The sequence below is a fragment of the Methylobacterium sp. 285MFTsu5.1 genome (genome assembly GCF_000383455.1).
GTDB lineage: Bacteria > Pseudomonadota > Alphaproteobacteria > Rhizobiales > Beijerinckiaceae > Methylobacterium.
In genome coordinates, this window is record NZ_KB911271.1 from 259,545 (window position 1) to 275,813 (window position 16,269).

Genomic DNA, 16,269 nt, shown 5'->3' on the forward strand with positions numbered 1-16,269 from the left:
TGACGATCTGCTAGGCGACAGGCTCCGTTTTAGCGGTCCGATGACCCGCGACGCGCTGGAGGAAGCGCTGCAGGAAGTTCGTGTCGGATGGCGGCCTCCCGTCGGCGCCGCGCGCGGCCGCGTAGAAGGGATCGGCGTAGCAGGTCGCCCCGGTCGCCGCGGCGAGGAACTGGACAGCCGCGACCATCTCGGGGGCGCCCGCCGCGAGGACGGTGTCGTCGCGCGTGAGCATCGGCATGTGGAGCGTGGGCCGCCCGGGCCGGGCATCCGGAGGCGGGTTGCCGCCACTGCAGGTCAGGACCGTCGTCGCCCCCCGCGCGCGCAGCCAGTCGAGCGCCGGGCGCATGTAGAGATTCTGCGGGTGCCGCGCGCCGGCCACGACGAGCAGGTCGCGCTCCGGCTCACGCATCCGGCTCGCGCGGGCGACCGCCCAGGCGGGCGCCCAGCCGACGCCCGATGAGACGATCACGAGACGGCCGCGCCCGAGCCGGTGGAAGGCGGTCCCGAACGGGCCCTCGACCTTCACCGCGGTTCCCGGTCCGATCCTGCCGCCGAGCAGCGGCGAGACCGCGCCGTCGGGCTGGCGGCGGATCTGGAAGATCAATTCGTTCAGTTCGCCCGAGCCGTCCGCGCGCAGGGTCGGGCTGTAGTCCCGCGCGGGCAGCCCGGCGAAGGAGACCCGGACATACTGGCCGGGCAGGTAGGTCAGCCGCTTGCGCAGCGCGACCGTCACCTCGACGATCTCGGCGGTGAGATCGACGACGCGGTCCACGGTGCCGGCCCGCCGGACGGCTTCCGGAACCTCGTCGAATTCGATGACCGCGTCGGTGGTCAGGCGAGCCCGGCAGGCCTGCACGGTCTCGCCGATGCGCGTCCCCGCATCGTCGACCGCGCCCGCATGGATCCGGACGCGGCAGGTGTCGCACTGCCCGGTGGCGCAGTCGTGCGGGATCGCCTGGCCGGCCGCCAGACCCGCGTCGAGCAGGGTCTGGCCGGCGCTGGCGCTGACCCGCCTTCCGTTGATGACGAGGGTGACGCGTTCGGCCACGGCGCGCTCCCGGCTCAGCGCAGAAAGACTTCGACCGGCCGCATGTGCCGCGTGTGCCGCGTCTGCGTGTGATCGAAGGCCGAGACATACAGGTAGAAGGTGTTTCCCGGCAGGAAATCGACGTCGTACTTGCTGCCGGTCGCGATCTTGCGCGCGGCGACGAGGGTCCAGTGGTCGTCGGCCCAGTCGGCGGCCGCCGAGATCCCGGCGCGGTCCCCTGTATAGCCGTCGGTCATGAGCACGCCCGGCATCACGGTGCCGACCGGGATCTCCGCGTCGGCGGCCGCCGAGTACGGCACCGTCTCGGTCTTCTCGACCATCCACCACGCCGAGCCCGGCGACGTGCTGGCATCGAAGTCCAGATCCACGGTGCCGAGCCTGGCCACCGTCGCCTGCCAGTCCTTGGGAAGCCGCAGCGGCTCGACCGCCCCCGCGTAGCCGCCCGGACCCTCGAACTTGAAGTTGTAGCGGTACGCGCTGGTGCCGGGATCGCCCCAGTAGCCGGCTTGGTAGCGGCCCTTCACGGCCCGCTCGGCGGCGGTGGGGTCGGTGGGCGGACCGATATGCATGTCCTCGACGACGCCGAGCATGCCGCCGCGGGCCGCCTTCCACTGCCACATGTCGATGTAGCTGCCGTCGGTGGTGTAGTGGTAGCCGCGGCCATTGAGCGGGGCGGGGGCGTCGGGCAGCGGCCGGGCGCCGAGATGGGTCGACCCGCCGCTGCCGAACGCGTCGGATCGCGAGAAGATCACCGCCAGCTTGTCCTCGTAGTAGGCGGTCACGTCCGCGCGCGCCGCGTCCGCGTCGAGGAGGTGCCAGCCGTCCGCCTTCTTGATCATCGGGACGCGCTTGAGCGAGCGCGACGGGTCCCACCAGCGGAAGGCGAAATACACGTTCGTCGCGTCGCGCACGGCGCGGATCTCGACGGTGGTCTCACCGGTCCCGCCGAAATTGGCCCCCTGCATCGTCCGGACCGAGACCGGGCGCGCGGTGCGCCAGACCGGGTCTTCGAGGAGCTTCGACAGGTCGGGCCCGGCCGACACCTTGTCGATCACCAGCGTGGAGCGGCCCTTCACGTCCGCGAAGGCGAGGCCGCCGACGACGGGGAGGCCGATGATGGCGGCGGCCAGGAGCGGTCGCCGCCGCCGCGCCGCATCGTCCGCCAGGGCCGCCGGACGGAACAACCGAAGGAGCTGCCACAGGCCGCCGTACATGAAGTGCGCGAGGGTATGGACCGCGATGTAGGCCAGGGCGACCAGCGCGCAGGTGGCGTGCAGCCAGACCACCCAGCCGCCATAGCCGAGGTAGAGCGCGACCCCGGTGCCTGTCAGGACGAGCGTGACGGCGTAGATCAGCCAGTGCAGCGCGACGTTGATGCCGCCCCACCGTGCCTTCCGGGCGGCCTTGCTTCGCCCGCTGACACGGAGGGCGCGGAGCCGCGACAGGCCGTTGCGATCCGTGAGACGCCCGCGCACGAGGTAGACCAGATAGGCGGTGACTCCGAAGAACAGGGTCAGGCCGGCCACGAAGTGGACGGTCCAGACTTCACCTTGCGGAAGCAGGGGCGCCAGGAACTTGGCGGTCCGCGCCACGGGCGCGTCGGCCGAGATGCGCAGGCCCGTGAGCAGGCTCGCCACCATAGCGATGGCGACCACCCAGTGAATCACGATGGTCCCGACATCGGAACGGGGATGCCGGTCGACCTGCGCGGCGGCTGTACTACGCCACCCGGGGGCGGTCTCGGCTCCGCCGGGCGGATGCGGCGCGAGGGTCAGCGGTTCCGACATTCGATCCTCCGCACCGTCGCCGCAAATTGGACGCGCTACGTTAGAACTTTGTAAATCATGATGCCGGCCGCGGGATATAGCCGAGCTTTGCAATCTATAACTCTTGATCGATATGCTTAACGGCGGTCTCGGCTCGGTCGGTCAGCCGGGAAGGCGGCTCCGCCCCGCCGCGGCGCAAACTGTTTCGGGTCGCGCGTCGACGAGAGGCGGACGCGGCCGACAGGGTACGGCCTCAGAGCGGCACCTCAGCCACCTGTCATGACAGAGCGCTCAGTCAAGAATGCTCGAAGACAGGGTCTCCTAGCGCCGGCACGGGATCTGTCGCCGGATCTCAGGGAGCAGGCCTGATAGGGCGGCAGATGCCTCTTCATCGCTGCTAGCGACATCCACGGCGCAGAACTCAAGGTCTCGGTCGGCGGAGTCCACGCGATGGACCGCGCCATCAACCAGCCTCGCTGAGCCGACGCGGCCGCGATCCGCAGCTCGCCTCACCCGCGCGCTCCCATTTCCGTGATCAATTCAGATACAAAAACAAATTTCAGGAAGTCAATTTCGGTTGAAAAACGCAATCGCAATTTATTTGTAAAATCAAATCTTGACAGATACGGTCAAGCTGCCGAGCGATAGAGCGGCCAATTCTCAAAAAATACTGCGACGTCGCACCGTGTCGGGACCCGTACACGTGCGTGAACGCGGATCATTGGGTTGACGCTGGCAGTGGCACGACCACGGCGTCGGATGCGGGGATATGATGACCAGAATCAAGGCGCTGTTACTGGGCTCCTCGGCCCTGATGATCCCGATCGGCGGTGCGTACGCTGCCGATCTCCCGACGTTTAAGGCTGCGCCGGTCGAGTTCGTACGCGTTTGCAACGCCTACGGCGCCGGCTTCTTCTACATCCCCGGGACCGATACCTGCATTCGTCTGTCCGGACGGGCGCGGTATGACTTTCTGTATCAGACCAGCAAGGTTCGCACGGGCGGCGGCGGCGACCTCACCGGCTATCTCGGCCTGATGCGTCTGAACCTCGATTCGCGGACCCAGACCGATTACGGAACCCTGCGCGCCTTCCTGCGCATCGATGTCGCCAACCGCAGCGGCCCGTTCCTGACCTCGGGATCCCGGCAGCGCGAGAGCTTGGCCATCGCGGGCCTCGGCGCCGACGCCTTCGGGCGCACGCAGACCTACGTCAACGCCGATAAGGCCTTCATTCAGTTCGCCGGGCTCACCGCGGGCCGCGCGTCCTCCTTCTTCGACTTCTACGCGCACGACTTCGAGCTGATCGGCGGCACGGCCGGCTCCGATACGTTCAGCACGAACCTGCTCGCCTATTCGGCGATCCTCGGGAACGGCATCACGCTGACCGCCTCGATGGAAGATCCGACCTACCGGCGCTTCCCGATCTTCGGCACAGGCTCGGCCGTCGGGGCCTTCACGGCCGGTGGCGGCTTCGCGGGCTACAGCAACGCCTTCAACCCGTTCACCCCCTCGACCTGGCTGGCGCCGATCGTCGTCGGTCCCGGCAATGTCGCCTTCGTCGACGTCACCCAGAAGAGCCGCATGCCGGACTTCGTCGGCGCGGCCCGCATCGACCAGGCCTGGGGCTCGGCGCAGCTCTCGGCCGCCGTCCACGAGATCAATGCCGGCGACGCCGGCAGCACGGTCGCGGGCATCACCACCGCCACGACCGGCCTGGGCATTTCGCCGACGGGACGCGCCTCGAACGCCTACGGCTGGGCGGTCCAGGGCGGCCTGAAGGTCAACCTGCCGTTCATCGCGACGGGCGACACGCTCTACCTCCAGGGCGCCTACGGGCAGGGTGCCATCGCCTATACGGGCATCTCCAACTACACGGCGCCGTACGACGCCCTCGGCGCGGCGCCGGTCGGCGGCGGCTCGTTCGCGCAATACTACGCGGACGCGGTGCTCAACCCCGCGACCGGCCGCCTCGAACTGTCGACCTCGTTCTCCGCTGTCGCCTCCCTGCTCCATTACTGGTCGCCCGCCTGGCGCTCGGCCTTCTTCGGCAGCTACGCGCAGATCGACTACAGCTCCAAGGGGCGCAACGCGCTGGGCCTCCTCGGCTTCGGCTTCGCCCCGGCCGGCGCCAGTGCGTCGAATGCCCTGGCCTTCGCCACGAGTCCCATCCTGCGGGGCAACAACCAGATGATCACCGGCGCCAGCCTGATCTGGACCCCCGTGAAGGATCTCGATATCGGCGTCGAGGGCGAGTACATCCGCACGGCGCTCAACAGCGGCGTCACGCCGGACATCTCGAAGAACGCGCTGCGCTACGTCAATTCGCAGGATGCGGCCCAATTCCGGTTCCGCGTGCAGCGGGATTTCTGAACCGATCCGACGCGCCTTCGCGGGCGCAACGTCCAGTCTCGAGCCCGGCCGCAAGGCCGGGCTTCTCTATTTGGAACGCCAAGTAAGTTATCTCGTAAATTGGGCCATATTCAACAAATAAAAGATCTTTTGCTTGCGATCGTCGCAAAATCATCTACAAGAGAGTCAGCTCTTCAGCGGCTTGCTTCGCCGCCGACCGAGCGGATGCTATGGTTTCAGAGCGGCTGGCCCGGGTACCAGGGCAGGGCCGGTCTGACCCAGAGCTTCAGACCCATACGACTTCGCCGACCGGGCAACCGGTCGGCTTTTTCGTGCTCGCTGCCGGCGCAAGCCGGGCAGGATTGTCCGTCAGGCCTGGGCGACACAAGCCCCGATCCCGGTGACCGGGATGTGGCCGACCTGAGGCCATCCTCCACGAGAAATTCAAAAATCGTTTCAAGATTGAAGCCCGTCCAAAGAGCGAAAGAATTATTCCGCAATAAAATATAGAGTTTAAATGGGTATTGCAGCATCTTACTACCACGTCGCCGGTGAGCGACAGTTTGTGTAACGGGAGATCATCATGAAGAACATCGTCCTCGCCTGCTCGATGGGCGCGATGCTGATCGCGGGACCTGCTCTCGCTCAGGACGGTGGCGCGACCATCGATCCCAGCCTCATCGTCCGGACCAACGGCAGCGGCCTCGACGCGTGGTCCGCCTCCGAGGGCAACGACAAGGCGGGCGGCATGTGGGAGGGAGCGACCGGCTACAGCGCCGCGATCCAGCGGCCCAGCGCGGTCGAGACCGTCCCGGCCAATCGCCAGTGGAGCCATCTCAACAGCCGCGAGCGCCGCCGCGGCCAGCCCGCCTACTGAGCGCCCACCCGGTTCGGCCCCGCGCCCGGCACGCCCCGCGATGCGGGACCGGCCGGGCGCGACGGCGTGACGACGGCGTCAGAGGGATGCGGCCGGCAGGAGGTCGATCGACGGGTGCCCCGCGACGCTGTGGGTCCAGCTGAGGGTCACGCGGCAGCCGCTCCCGTCGGAGGCGATGTCGAAGGTGGCGCTGTGCAGCCGCGCGATGGAATCGACCAGGCTCAGGCCGATCCCGAACCCGCTCTTGTCGGTCTTCAGCGCGCCGCGGCGGTACCGGGCGCGCACGGCGCTCAGCTCCTCCGCGGGGATGCCGCAGCCCGTATCGGTGACCTGGATCCCCGTCGGATTCCGGAGCAGCGCGACCGTCACCTGCCCGCCGGCCGGCGTGAACTTCAGGGCGTTGTCGATCAGGTTGCTCACCGCCTCGAAGATCAGGCTGCGGTCGCCCTCGATCGCGCACGGGCCGTCCGGCCGGTCCCAGAGAAGTCGGATGTCGCGCTCGATCGCCAGGGGCTCGTAGTACTCCACCGCATCCTCGAGCAGCCGGCCGAGATCGACCTGGGTGAAGCCAGATCGGCGCAGGCGGTCCTCCATCTCGGAGATGCGCAGCAGGGCCGAGAACCGGACGACGATGCTCTTGACCTCGGCCAGGACGTCCTCGTTGAAGGCGCGGAAGGCCGCGACGCTGTCGGCCTTGCGCAGCGACCGCTCCAGCGTGCCGACCACCCGGGTCAGCGGGGTGCGCAGGTCGTGGGCGATGTTCTCGTTGACGCCCTTGATCTCCAGCATCAGCCGCTCGAGCTGGTCGAGCATGTCGTTCACGACGCGCGTGAGGTGAGCGAGGTCGGCCGAGACGCCGCGCGTCGGCAGGCGCTCGCTCAGGTCGCCGCGCATGATGCGCTCGACCGCCTTGGTGATCGCATCGTTCTGCCGCAGCGAGCCGGCGCCGAACACGACGGCACCGATCAGGCCGATCACGATGGTGGCGGCCATGCCCCAGACAAAGGTCTCGACCAGCGCCTTCTCGAGGGACTGGAGATCCTGGGCCGAGCGGCTGACCAGCACGTACTCGCCGCTCGGAAGCTCGGTGAGCTGGCTGAAGAGCGTGCGGCTGCGGTGATCCAGCGGCTGCGCCAGGATGAACGGCTTCCCGATCGGCGCCCTGTCGGGGAAGGCGATCGGCGCGCCGGCCCGGCGAACGTGGTCGGGCCCGAACAGGACGAGCGGGCGGCCGCCCTCGGCGAAATCCTCGGACGCGTCGATCCGCTCGCGCAGCGCGCGCGGCGACAGGTTCAGGAGGTGCTTCGATTCCCACTCGACCCACTCGAACGCGGCCTTGCGGCCGTAGCTGCGCGTGTCGACGTAGAGGAAGCCCGAGAGCGCCAGCGAGGCGGTCCCGAAGGTCGCGAAGAACAGGCACGCGACGCGGAATCCGCTGGTGCGCCGGACCTCAAGAAGGCGCACGGAGGATGAAGCCCGTGTTGCGCACCGTGTGGATCCGCGGGTTCAGCCCGTCGGGATCGAGCTTCTTGCGGATCTTGCCGATGTGGACGTCAATGACGCTGGACTGGTGATTGAAGCTGTAGCCCCAGACGGATTCGAAGATCATCTTCCGGCTCACCAGCGTGCCGGCGTTCTGCATCAGGAACTCGATGATCGCGAATTCCTTGGGCAGGAGCTCAATTTCCCGGTTCCCGCAGTGGAGGACGCGCTCGATCAGGTCGAGGCGCAGGTCGCCGACGACGAGTTCGTTCACCGCCTCCGCGGCCATCTTGCGCCGCGCCAGCGCGTCGACGCGGGCGGTCAGCTCGATGAACTCGAATGGCTTGGCCAAGTAGTCGTCTCCGCCGGCGCGCAGCCCGTCGACACGCTCGTTGACGGCCGACAGGGCGCTGAGGATCAGGACTGGCGTCGAGACCTTCGCGGCGCGCAGCTCGGTCAGCAGCGACAGGCCGTCGATCTCCGGGAGCATCCGGTCGAGCACGATCACGTCAAAGTTACCGTCCAGGGCCTTGCGTAGTCCGATGCTGCCACTGGGGGCTTCGTCGACCTGAAATCCGTATTCCGCGAGGGCCGAACCGATCTCCGCGGCGACCCGCCGGTCGTCCTCGACTACCAATACGCTGGCCATTCGTTTTTCCTTCTTATTTTGTATTCGCCGGCCCTGTCTGGTCTCCTGCGGCTCGGAGGGAGAGGTGGAATTATCCTCTTCGGAGCCGGAGTCAAATGCGGTTCGGTCGCGGCGGCCGACCTGCGTCATCCCGCCGGCGAAGCTTACAAGGGAGCGAGGGATCTGGACCATGCGCCTCACTCCGCGCTCGCCTGCTCGGAGAGCTTGGCTGTCGGGACCTGAGAGGCGACGGAGCCGCGGGGGACGACGCGGCTGCCGTCCTGAAGGCCGGCGGGCGGGTTGAGGACGACGGTCTCGCCGCTGTCGAGGCCGCTGCGCAGCTCGAGGCGCGTGCCGAGATCGCGCGCGATCGTGATCGGCCGGAGCCGGACGGTGTCGTCCGCCCCGACCACGGCCACGCGCGTCCCCTCCGCGTCGAAGATGAGCGCCTCGGACGGCACGATCACCCGCGGATGCGTGCGCGGCACCGCGAAAGTGACGGCGACGTAGAGGCCCGGCCGCAGGATTCCGTCGGGATTGGCGACGTCGACCTCCGTGTCCAGCGTCCGCACCGAGGATTGGAGAGCCACCGAGCTGCGCGAGACCGTGCCGTCGAAGGTCCGGTCCGGGATCTGCGCGACCTGGACGCGCGCCTTCACCCCGTCGCGGATGCCCACGGCGGCCGATTGCGGCACCTGCACCGCGACGCGCAGGACATCGGTGCTGTCGACCGTGAAGAGCGGCGTCCCGGAGCCGGCATCGCCGTGGACGAGGTCGCCGACATCGACCTTGCGGGCGGTCACGATGCCGTCGAACGGCGCGACGACGTTCTCGAAGGTGGTCAGCGTGCGGAGCCGGTCGACGGTCGCCTGCTGGGCGGTGATGTTGGCTTCCGCGACCTTCACCTTCGCCTGCGCGGCGGCGAGGGTCGCGGTGGCGGTCAGCATCCCCGCGCGGGTCTGGTCGGCGTTCTGCTTCGAGGCCCAGCCTTGTCCGGCCAGGGTCGCGGTGCGGGCGTCGGTCACGTTCGCGAGCGTCACGCTGGCCTTGGCCTGCTCCACATCCGCCTGCGCGACGGCGAGCTGCGCCTTGAACTGGCCGAGTTGGGCCTCGGCCTGCCGGGCCTGCTGGTCGAGGTCGGGCGCGGCGATCCGGACCAGCAGGTCGCCCTTCTTGACCCGCGACCCGATGTCGACCCGGCGCTCGGCGATGTAGCCGGTGGCGCGGGCGAAGATGTCGGCATGGTCGAAGGCCTCGGTCTGGCCCGGCAGGGTCAGCGTCATGGGCCCGTCATCCACCTGCGCCGGCCCGGTGCGGACCGTCGGAACGAAGTTCACGGCCTCGGCCTGGGTCTCCAGGGAGGCCTGGTAGGTTTCCCAATGGTGCCAGGCGCCGAGCCCGAGGGCGCTGCCGAGCGCGAGGAACGCCACGAGGAACGGGCGCTTGCGCGGCGGCGGCGGCACCGCGTGGACGAGGGCCTCGCCGGCCCCGTCCTGCCGCAGCGGGTCGATCTCGACCGCGTGCTGGTGCGCCCGCGCGGCAGCCTCGGCGCCGCTCCCGGGGGCGTCGTTGAAACGGGTCATCAATAATCCTCGAGGGGCTTGATCGGGTTGCGGCGGAGCAGGGTGTAGAGAAGGGGGACGAAGAGCAGGGTCGAGACGGTGCCCATCCCGATCCCGCCCATCACCGCGCGGGCAAGGGCGGCGTTCTGCTCGGCGCCTTCGCCGGACCCGATCGCCATCGGGATCAGGCCCAGGAACATCGCGGAGGCGGTCATGAGCACCGGCCGGAGGCGGGTATGGCCGGCCATCAGGGCGGCCTCGCGGGCAGAGCAGCCGGTGGCCTCGCGATGCTCTTTGGCGAATGTGACGAGCAGGATCGAGTTCGCGCTCGCCACGCCGACCGACATGATCGCGCCGAACAGGGCGGGGATCGAGAACGCCGTGCTGGTGATGAACAGGCTCATCACGATGCCGCAGAAGGCCAGCGGCAGGGCGGCGATGACCACGAAGGGGTCGACCCACGTCTGGTAGTTCAGGACGAGCAGCAGGTAGACCGCCACCAGCGCGATCCCGAGCCCGAGCTCGATGCGCGAGAAGGCGCTCTCCATGCTCTCGATCTGGCCGCGGACGAGGATCTTGTCCGGGGCCGGGAGCTTGACCTGCTCCTCGGCGACGATCCGGTCCACGGCGTTTCGGACACTGCCGAGATCCGCGTTCTGGACGTTGGCGAGGATGTCGAAGGTCGGCTGCTGGTTGACGTGGTTGATCACGGTCTGCTCAGGCTGCCGCTGCATCGTGGCGATGTTCGACAGCAGGATCGGGATGCCGGGCCTGTCACCCGCGTCCGTGTGCACCGAGACCGGCGTGTTCATCAGCTGCGTGATGTCGGCGTTGCGCCACTCCGGCGTCTGGACCCAGAGCTGATACGGCATGCCGGACTTGGGATCGGCCCAGAAGTTCGGGCTGACCTGGAAGGAGCCGGAGAGCGAGACGTTCAGGTTCTGCGCGATGGACTGCTCGCTGACGCCCATCTCGGAGGCCAGCCTGCGGTCGACGTTCACGTACATCTGCGGGGCGTCGACGATCTGGTGCAGGTGGACGTCGACGGCGCCGCGGACCGCCGCGATGCGGCGGACGAGGTCCTGCGCCACGGCGAGGTCCTCGGCATCGTGCCGCCCGGAGACCTGCACGTCGATCTGCGCGACGGTCCCGAAATTCAGGATCTGCGTGATGATGTCGGACGGCTGGAAGTAGAAGGTGTCGTCGGGGAAGGCCTGGTGCAGGACCTGGCGCAGCCGCTTCTCGTAGAAGGAGATCGGCTTATGCTCACCCTTCAGGTTGATGAGCATCTGCCCGTCATTGTAGGCGACGAACGACGCATCCATGAAGGCGAAGTTGTAGTTCGAGGCGGGGAGGCCGATATTGTCCAGGATGAGCCCGAGCTCGTCCTTCGGGACAACCTGCCGGACGACGTCCTCGACCTGCGCGAAGGTCTTCTCCGCCTGCTCGATCCGCTCGCCCGGCCGGGTGCGGATATGCAGGGTCATCTGGCTGGATTCGATCTGCGGGAAGTAGTCCTGACCGACGAAGGGGAAGATCGCGGCTGTCACCGCGACGACGGCGAGCGCGCCGGACAGCGCGCGGGCCGGGTGCCCGAGCACCGCGGACAGGAGGCCGACATAGCCCGCGTGGAAGCGCGCGAACCCGCGCTCGAACGCGTTGCGGAAGGCGAGGGCGCCGCGCAGCGGATATTGAAGCAGCCAAGCGAGGGGCCGTGTCGGCGCACGGAGAATCCGGCTGAGGACGGAGCGGCGGCGGGGTGGTGACGCCCCATCGACCTCGGCGGCCGGGCCGTGATGCCGGGCGTATTCCGGGGCGACCAGGACGTCGATGAGGATCGCCACCAGCGTCCGCGACAGGAGGTAGGAGGTCAGCATCGCGAAGACCACCGCCTCGGCCTGCGGGACGAAGAGGTAGCGGGGCGCGTCCGTGAGGAAGAAGACCGCCGAGAAGGCCGAGCAGATCGCCAGCGTGGAGATCAGGGCCGGCTTGGCGATGCCGGCCACGCCCTCGACCACCGAGCGCCGGAAGGAGAAGCCTTCCTCGAACATCCGGTAGGTGTTCTCGATCGCGACCGTCGCGTCGTCCACGAGGATGCCGACGGCCAAGGCGAGGCCGCCCAGGGTCATCACGTTGACGGTCTGGCCCAGAGCAACCAGGATCGACAGGGAGGTCAGGATGCAGAGCGGGATGGAGACCAGCACCACGATGGTCGAGCGCCAGGAGCCGAGGAACAGCAGGATGGCGAGACCGGTGAGCCCCGCAGCGATCACCGCCTCGCGCACCACGTCGGAGATGGCGTCCGAGACGAAGACTGACTGATCGAACAGCGGCGTGATGGTCATGCCCTTCGGCGCGGCCGCGTGGATGTCCGGCAGGGCGGCCTTGACGGCGTTCACGACGTCCAGGGTCGAGGCCGCGCCGTTCTTGAGGACCTGCAACAGGACGGAGTGGTGGCCGTCGGCGCGGACGATGTTGATCTGCGGGGGCGAGCCGTCCCGGACATGGGCGACGTCGCGCAGCAGGACCGGCTGGTTGTTCTCGACCTTGATCGGAATGCGGTTGAGCTGATCGACCAGCTGCGGGCTCGAGTTCAGCCGCACCGTGTATTGCTGCGTCCCGATCTTCGCGAGGCCCGAGGGCACGACGAGGTTCTGCTTGAGGACCGCGTTCAGGACATCGAGCGGCGTCATGCCGATCGCGCGCAGCTTGCCGGGGTCGAGATCGACCATGACCTGACGCGGCGCGCCGCCGTAGGGCGAGGGCAGGGTCGAGCCCGGCACCTCGGCGAGCCGGCGACGGGTCCGGTACTGCGCGTAGTCGAAGACCTTGGTGAGCGGCAGCTTCGAGGACGACAGCGCCATCTGAATGACGGGCACCGACGAGGCGGAGAAGCGCATGATGACGGGAGGCTGCACGCCCGGCGGCATGCGCGAGCGGATCGCGTTCATCGCCGAGTCGACCTGGGTCATCGCCAGATCGATGCTGACCGCGGAATCGAAGTAGATCCGCTCGGTCACCGTGCCCTGGATCGACGTCGACTCGATTCGGCGGATGTTGTTCACGTTGCTCGACAGCGAGAACTCGCTGTAGTTCGTGATGCGCTGGACCATGTCGGTCGCGTCGAGACCGTTATAGGTCCACACCACCACCACCACCGGGATATCGACGGCGGGCAGCACGTCCTTCGGCGCGACGGTGATCGAGCCGAGCCCCGCGAGGAACATGAGGACGGCAAGAACATAGAAGCTCTTGCGAAACTTCAGAGCGAACCGGACGAGTTCCATGTGATCAGTCGGGTGTCCCGCCGTGACCCGGCTCCCATTCCCGCGGGATGCCCGCGTGAACTGGGAGCCGATCAAGCCTCGTGTGCGAAGAGAAGGCAGGGCGAATGCCCGGCACGCCGAAGTTATAGTCCTGGCAAAGACACTCTTCGAATGAATTCGGCACGACAAAATAAAGCGCGTTTAAGAAACTTAAAGCGGCAGCGGATCTCTAAAGTGCGTCGCGAAACCGATGCTTGAACTGTCTCCGACCCAGGCCGCGGCCGGACGGGCGCGCATCGAATTTTAAAGAAAATTTCTCAAATCAATTTCGTTTTCACTGCTGAAAAGCCTATTTTATTGCAGTGCGTGCTCGGCTTGCGCCATCTTCCGAATGTCGAGATGGGCTGACCCGCCAACGTCGCTGAAGGCAGTGCGTCGCGGCCACGCTGTGATCCCGTCGGGCGGCTGTTCCGAAGCGCGCACGCGTTGTGGCGGGCCTGCTCGCAGAGACCGGCCGCTGACGCCCGCGGCGGTCTCGTCGGACACATCCAGGACATCCGGAGCGCGGCTTCCGCGCTGCCGATCTCGTGCGCTCAAGGAGGAGCAGGCCTATGACCAGACGATGTCTGCTGATCTTGGTCTCGGTGCTCTCACTGTCGCTGCAGACCGGCGTGGCGCTGTCCGAGAGCGAGATGCCGGCAGGAGGCGCCTTCATGAGCAGTTACACTTCGGATCCTTACTTCGACCCGCGGTCACGGTACTCGCAGGCTCACGCCACCGGAGACATCCGCGGACAGCCGATGCTCGTCGAACCGGGCGACGCCCCGCCGCCCTGCAAGCTCTTCGACACGGCCTGCGCGGCCGCCTTCGAGCGCTCACGCCCCCACGCGTATCGCTAGGGCCGGCGCCGACCGGGCGAGAGCGGAGCGCTCGCCCTTCTCGGTCCGAAAACGCGCCCTTTGCCGCGCGGAGATGGGGCATGTCAGTCCGGCGTCGGATCGTCCGCGATCCTGCGCCGCAAGTGCACCAACCTCCAGCCCGAGACCGCGCCGACATCCCGTCACCGGCGGCTCGCGCCGGTGGGGCTGCAGTCGACGATACCTGTGAATTCTTGAGCCAGGTTATATCGCAAGGCGTTTGCGCGCTCTATCCCGTTGAAAATTGCACGTTGACGGCGTGCGGGATGAGCAATGATTGAACAGGGCCCACGGATAGCGCGCGAATTCCATGTCGGCGTCGGCGGCGACCGCTGGGCCCTGATGCGCGACCTCCAGACCGGACAGCCCTACGTCTCTCACTCCCCGGGCGATGACGCGCCGGAGGTCCAACTGGATCTCGGTTCCTTCCTCGTGCTGTTCACCGGGGAGGAGCGGGAGAAGCTGCTCCGCCTGATCGGGTCGCTGCTGCCGGACGAGGACGCGCGTGCGGATGCCGACGGCCGGGCCGGCACGTCGCGTCCGCTGACCTTCGTCTCCCGGTGGCTTCCCAATCGGTAGGTCGAGACTTCGGTATTAGCCACCTCGACGCGAATTTTAGGCGCAATTGAGTTCAGTTCGTAAACCGGCCCTTGATCGGTCGCCGCTTATCCTCCGGCGCTCTAGCGCGGAGTACTTATGGACAACCAGCGCAACGCCCGACGCGTCTCCGTCAACCTGAGCGGATGCATCTCGGTGGCCGGCCATCCCGCCATCCCCTGCGTGGTGCACGACATGTCGCGGTGGGGTGTTCGCCTCCGGCTCGTCGGGACCGAGCGGGTGCCCCCCGCGTTCACGCTTACGATCGACGCCACCGACACGGTGATCGGCTGCGAGACGGTCTGGAAGAACGCCGACGAGATCGGGGCCCTGACCGACCTGATGGAGTGAGCGACGGCCGGGTCTGGCCCTCACTTTGAATCGGCCGCGGATCGCCTGGCGATCGGGCACGATCCAGGAGCCGCGGCCGCGCGGTCTCGGTTTTTGATCCGACGTCCAGCGCGCCTCAACCGCGGGCGAGGGCCGCCTCGAATTCCTCGGCCGGGAGGTGCGCGCCGCCGGTCGTCCAGATCACGTGGGTGGCCGCGGCGCCGACCGCCGCGGGCAGCGTGGCGGCGAAGCGCCCGGCCGCCGCGAAGCCCGCCGCCGCCGAGGGCTCCAGGCGCAGGCCCGCCTCGGTCCACATCACCCTGAGCCAGCGGTACAGCGCGTCGTCGGGCACCGTGACCACGGCGGCCACCAGCTTCTCGAGCGTCCGGGCCACCAGCATCGACGCGGAGGCGCAGGCCAACCCGTCCGCCGCGGTGCGGTTGTCGAGGCCGACATCGTAGACGCTGACCGTGCGCTCGAGACCGGCCGCGAGCTGGACCAGCATGCACGGGGACGCGACCGGCTCGACGAAGACCGGGTGCACGGCGTCACCGAACAAGAGCTTCAGGCCGAAGGCGACGCCGCCCGGCGCGCCGCCCACGCCGCAGGGCAGATAGACGAACAGGGGTTGCGCCGGGCCCACCGCGATCCCGGACTCCGCGAGCTGGCGCTGAAGGTCGAGGGCCGCGGCCGCGTAGCCGAGAAACAGGTCGACGGAATCCTCGTCGTCGACGAAATGGGCGTCCGCGCGGCCGGCGAACGCGCCGCGGGCCGCCGCGACCGCCGCCCCGTAATCGCCGCGATGCTCGACGACGCGGGCGCCGAGTTCGCGCAGGCGCTGCTTCTTCCACGCCTTGGCGTCGTGGGACATGTGGACCTCGACCGCGAAGCCGAGCGAGCGCCCCATCAGGCCGACGCTGAAGCCGAGATTGCCGGTGCTGCCGACCGCGATCACGTGGCGGGCGAACAGGGCGCGGAATTCCGGGTCGGCGAAGGCCGCGTAGGATCGCCCCTCGGTGAGCAGCCCGGCCCGCGCGGCCAGGTCCTCGGCATAGGCCAGGACCTCGTAGACGCCGCCGCGCGCCTTGATGCAGCCGGTCACCGGCAGCGCGTGGTCGGCCTTCACCAGCACGCGCCCGTCGGCGCCGTCCAGGACGTCACGGGACAGGCGCTCTTCCAGCGGGACGAGCGGCGAGTCGATCCGGCCGGCGCCCTCTTCGGGGAAGAGGCGCGCCAAGAGCGGCGCGAACCGCTGCCAGCGCGCCACGGCCGCGTCCACGTCGGCACGGCCGGTCGCGAGTCCGGGCAGGACGGACGCGGTGGCGTCCAGCGCCGGGTTCATCCAGACCGTGGGGCTGGCGCGCCTGACCGCCTCCGGGATCCGGTCGCACGGCGGTTGAGTCTGCATCCCGTCGACGGCTGCCATGGCGCTCCCGATCCTGCCCG

At 68.2% G+C, this 16,269-nt stretch carries 12 protein-coding genes; 5 read left to right on the forward strand and 7 right to left on the reverse strand.

Going from position 1 to position 16,269, the window contains the following annotated elements:
- Positions 1-10 precede the first annotated feature (10 nt).
- Both H288_RS0105510 and H288_RS0105515 read right to left on the reverse strand, forming a co-directional pair.
- On the reverse strand, positions 11-1,048 hold the full coding sequence (locus H288_RS0105510) for a 2Fe-2S iron-sulfur cluster-binding protein (RefSeq protein WP_020091591.1): 1,038 nt from the start codon (positions 1,046-1,048) through the stop codon (positions 11-13).
- A 14-nt stretch (positions 1,049-1,062) separates the two neighbouring features.
- Positions 1,063-2,835, reverse strand: a complete 1,773-nt coding sequence (locus tag H288_RS0105515; protein ID WP_020091592.1) for an ethylbenzene dehydrogenase-related protein — start codon at positions 2,833-2,835, stop codon at positions 1,063-1,065.
- Between the two features lie 748 nt (positions 2,836-3,583).
- On the opposite strand from H288_RS0105515, the gene H288_RS0105520 reads away from it, so the two are divergent.
- Both H288_RS0105520 and H288_RS0105525 read left to right on the forward strand, forming a co-directional pair.
- Positions 3,584-5,185 carry a porin gene (locus H288_RS0105520; protein ID WP_020091593.1) on the forward strand — a complete coding sequence of 534 codons (1,602 nt, stop codon included), beginning with the start codon at positions 3,584-3,586 and terminating at the stop codon, positions 5,183-5,185.
- Between the two features lie 562 nt (positions 5,186-5,747).
- Positions 5,748-6,041, forward strand: a complete 294-nt coding sequence (locus H288_RS0105525) for a hypothetical protein (protein WP_020091594.1) — start codon at positions 5,748-5,750, stop codon at positions 6,039-6,041.
- 78 nt (positions 6,042-6,119) lie between these two features.
- Here the strand turns inward: H288_RS0105525 and H288_RS0105530 are convergent, their stop codons facing one another.
- Genes H288_RS0105530 through H288_RS0105545 form a run of 4 tightly spaced genes read right to left on the reverse strand, consistent with a single transcriptional unit; the run spans position 6,120 to position 13,000 of the window.
- A complete protein-coding gene (locus tag H288_RS0105530) occupies positions 6,120-7,505 on the reverse strand; it encodes an ATP-binding protein (RefSeq protein ID WP_020091595.1) in 1,386 nt (461 codons plus the stop codon).
- Positions 7,492-8,343, reverse strand: coding sequence for a response regulator transcription factor (locus H288_RS0105535; protein WP_307188506.1), 852 nt, complete (start codon positions 8,341-8,343; stop codon positions 7,492-7,494). Before H288_RS0105535 ends, H288_RS0105530 begins: the two co-directional genes overlap by 14 nt.
- A 5-nt stretch (positions 8,344-8,348) precedes the next feature.
- Positions 8,349-9,734 (reverse strand): efflux RND transporter periplasmic adaptor subunit, encoded by a 1,386-nt coding sequence (locus H288_RS0105540; RefSeq protein ID WP_020091597.1) that lies wholly within the window; start codon positions 9,732-9,734, stop codon positions 8,349-8,351.
- Positions 9,734-13,000, reverse strand: coding sequence for an efflux RND transporter permease subunit (locus H288_RS0105545; protein ID WP_020091598.1), 3,267 nt, complete (start codon positions 12,998-13,000; stop codon positions 9,734-9,736). The genes H288_RS0105540 and H288_RS0105545 overlap by 1 nt, the downstream gene beginning before the upstream one ends.
- A 590-nt stretch (positions 13,001-13,590) precedes the next feature.
- On the opposite strand from H288_RS0105545, the gene H288_RS0105550 reads away from it, so the two are divergent.
- The 3 genes from H288_RS0105550 to H288_RS0105560 all read left to right on the forward strand — a co-directional run bounded on the left by H288_RS0105550 (position 13,591) and on the right by H288_RS0105560 (position 14,844).
- Positions 13,591-13,878, forward strand: coding sequence for a hypothetical protein (locus tag H288_RS0105550; RefSeq protein ID WP_020091599.1), 288 nt, complete (start codon positions 13,591-13,593; stop codon positions 13,876-13,878).
- Positions 13,879-14,169: 291 nt separating this feature from the next.
- Positions 14,170-14,475 carry a hypothetical protein gene (locus H288_RS0105555; protein WP_020091600.1) on the forward strand — a complete coding sequence of 102 codons (306 nt, stop codon included), beginning with the start codon at positions 14,170-14,172 and terminating at the stop codon, positions 14,473-14,475.
- A gap of 117 nt (positions 14,476-14,592) precedes the next feature.
- Entirely contained in the window at positions 14,593-14,844 is a 252-nt protein-coding gene (locus tag H288_RS0105560; RefSeq protein ID WP_020091601.1) for a PilZ domain-containing protein, read from the forward strand.
- 115 nt (positions 14,845-14,959) lie between these two features.
- Here H288_RS0105560 and H288_RS0105565 read toward each other — a convergent pair whose 3' ends face one another.
- Positions 14,960-16,249 carry a D-serine ammonia-lyase gene (locus tag H288_RS0105565; protein WP_020091602.1) on the reverse strand — a complete coding sequence of 430 codons (1,290 nt, stop codon included), beginning with the start codon at positions 16,247-16,249 and terminating at the stop codon, positions 14,960-14,962.
- Positions 16,250-16,269 lie beyond the last annotated feature (20 nt).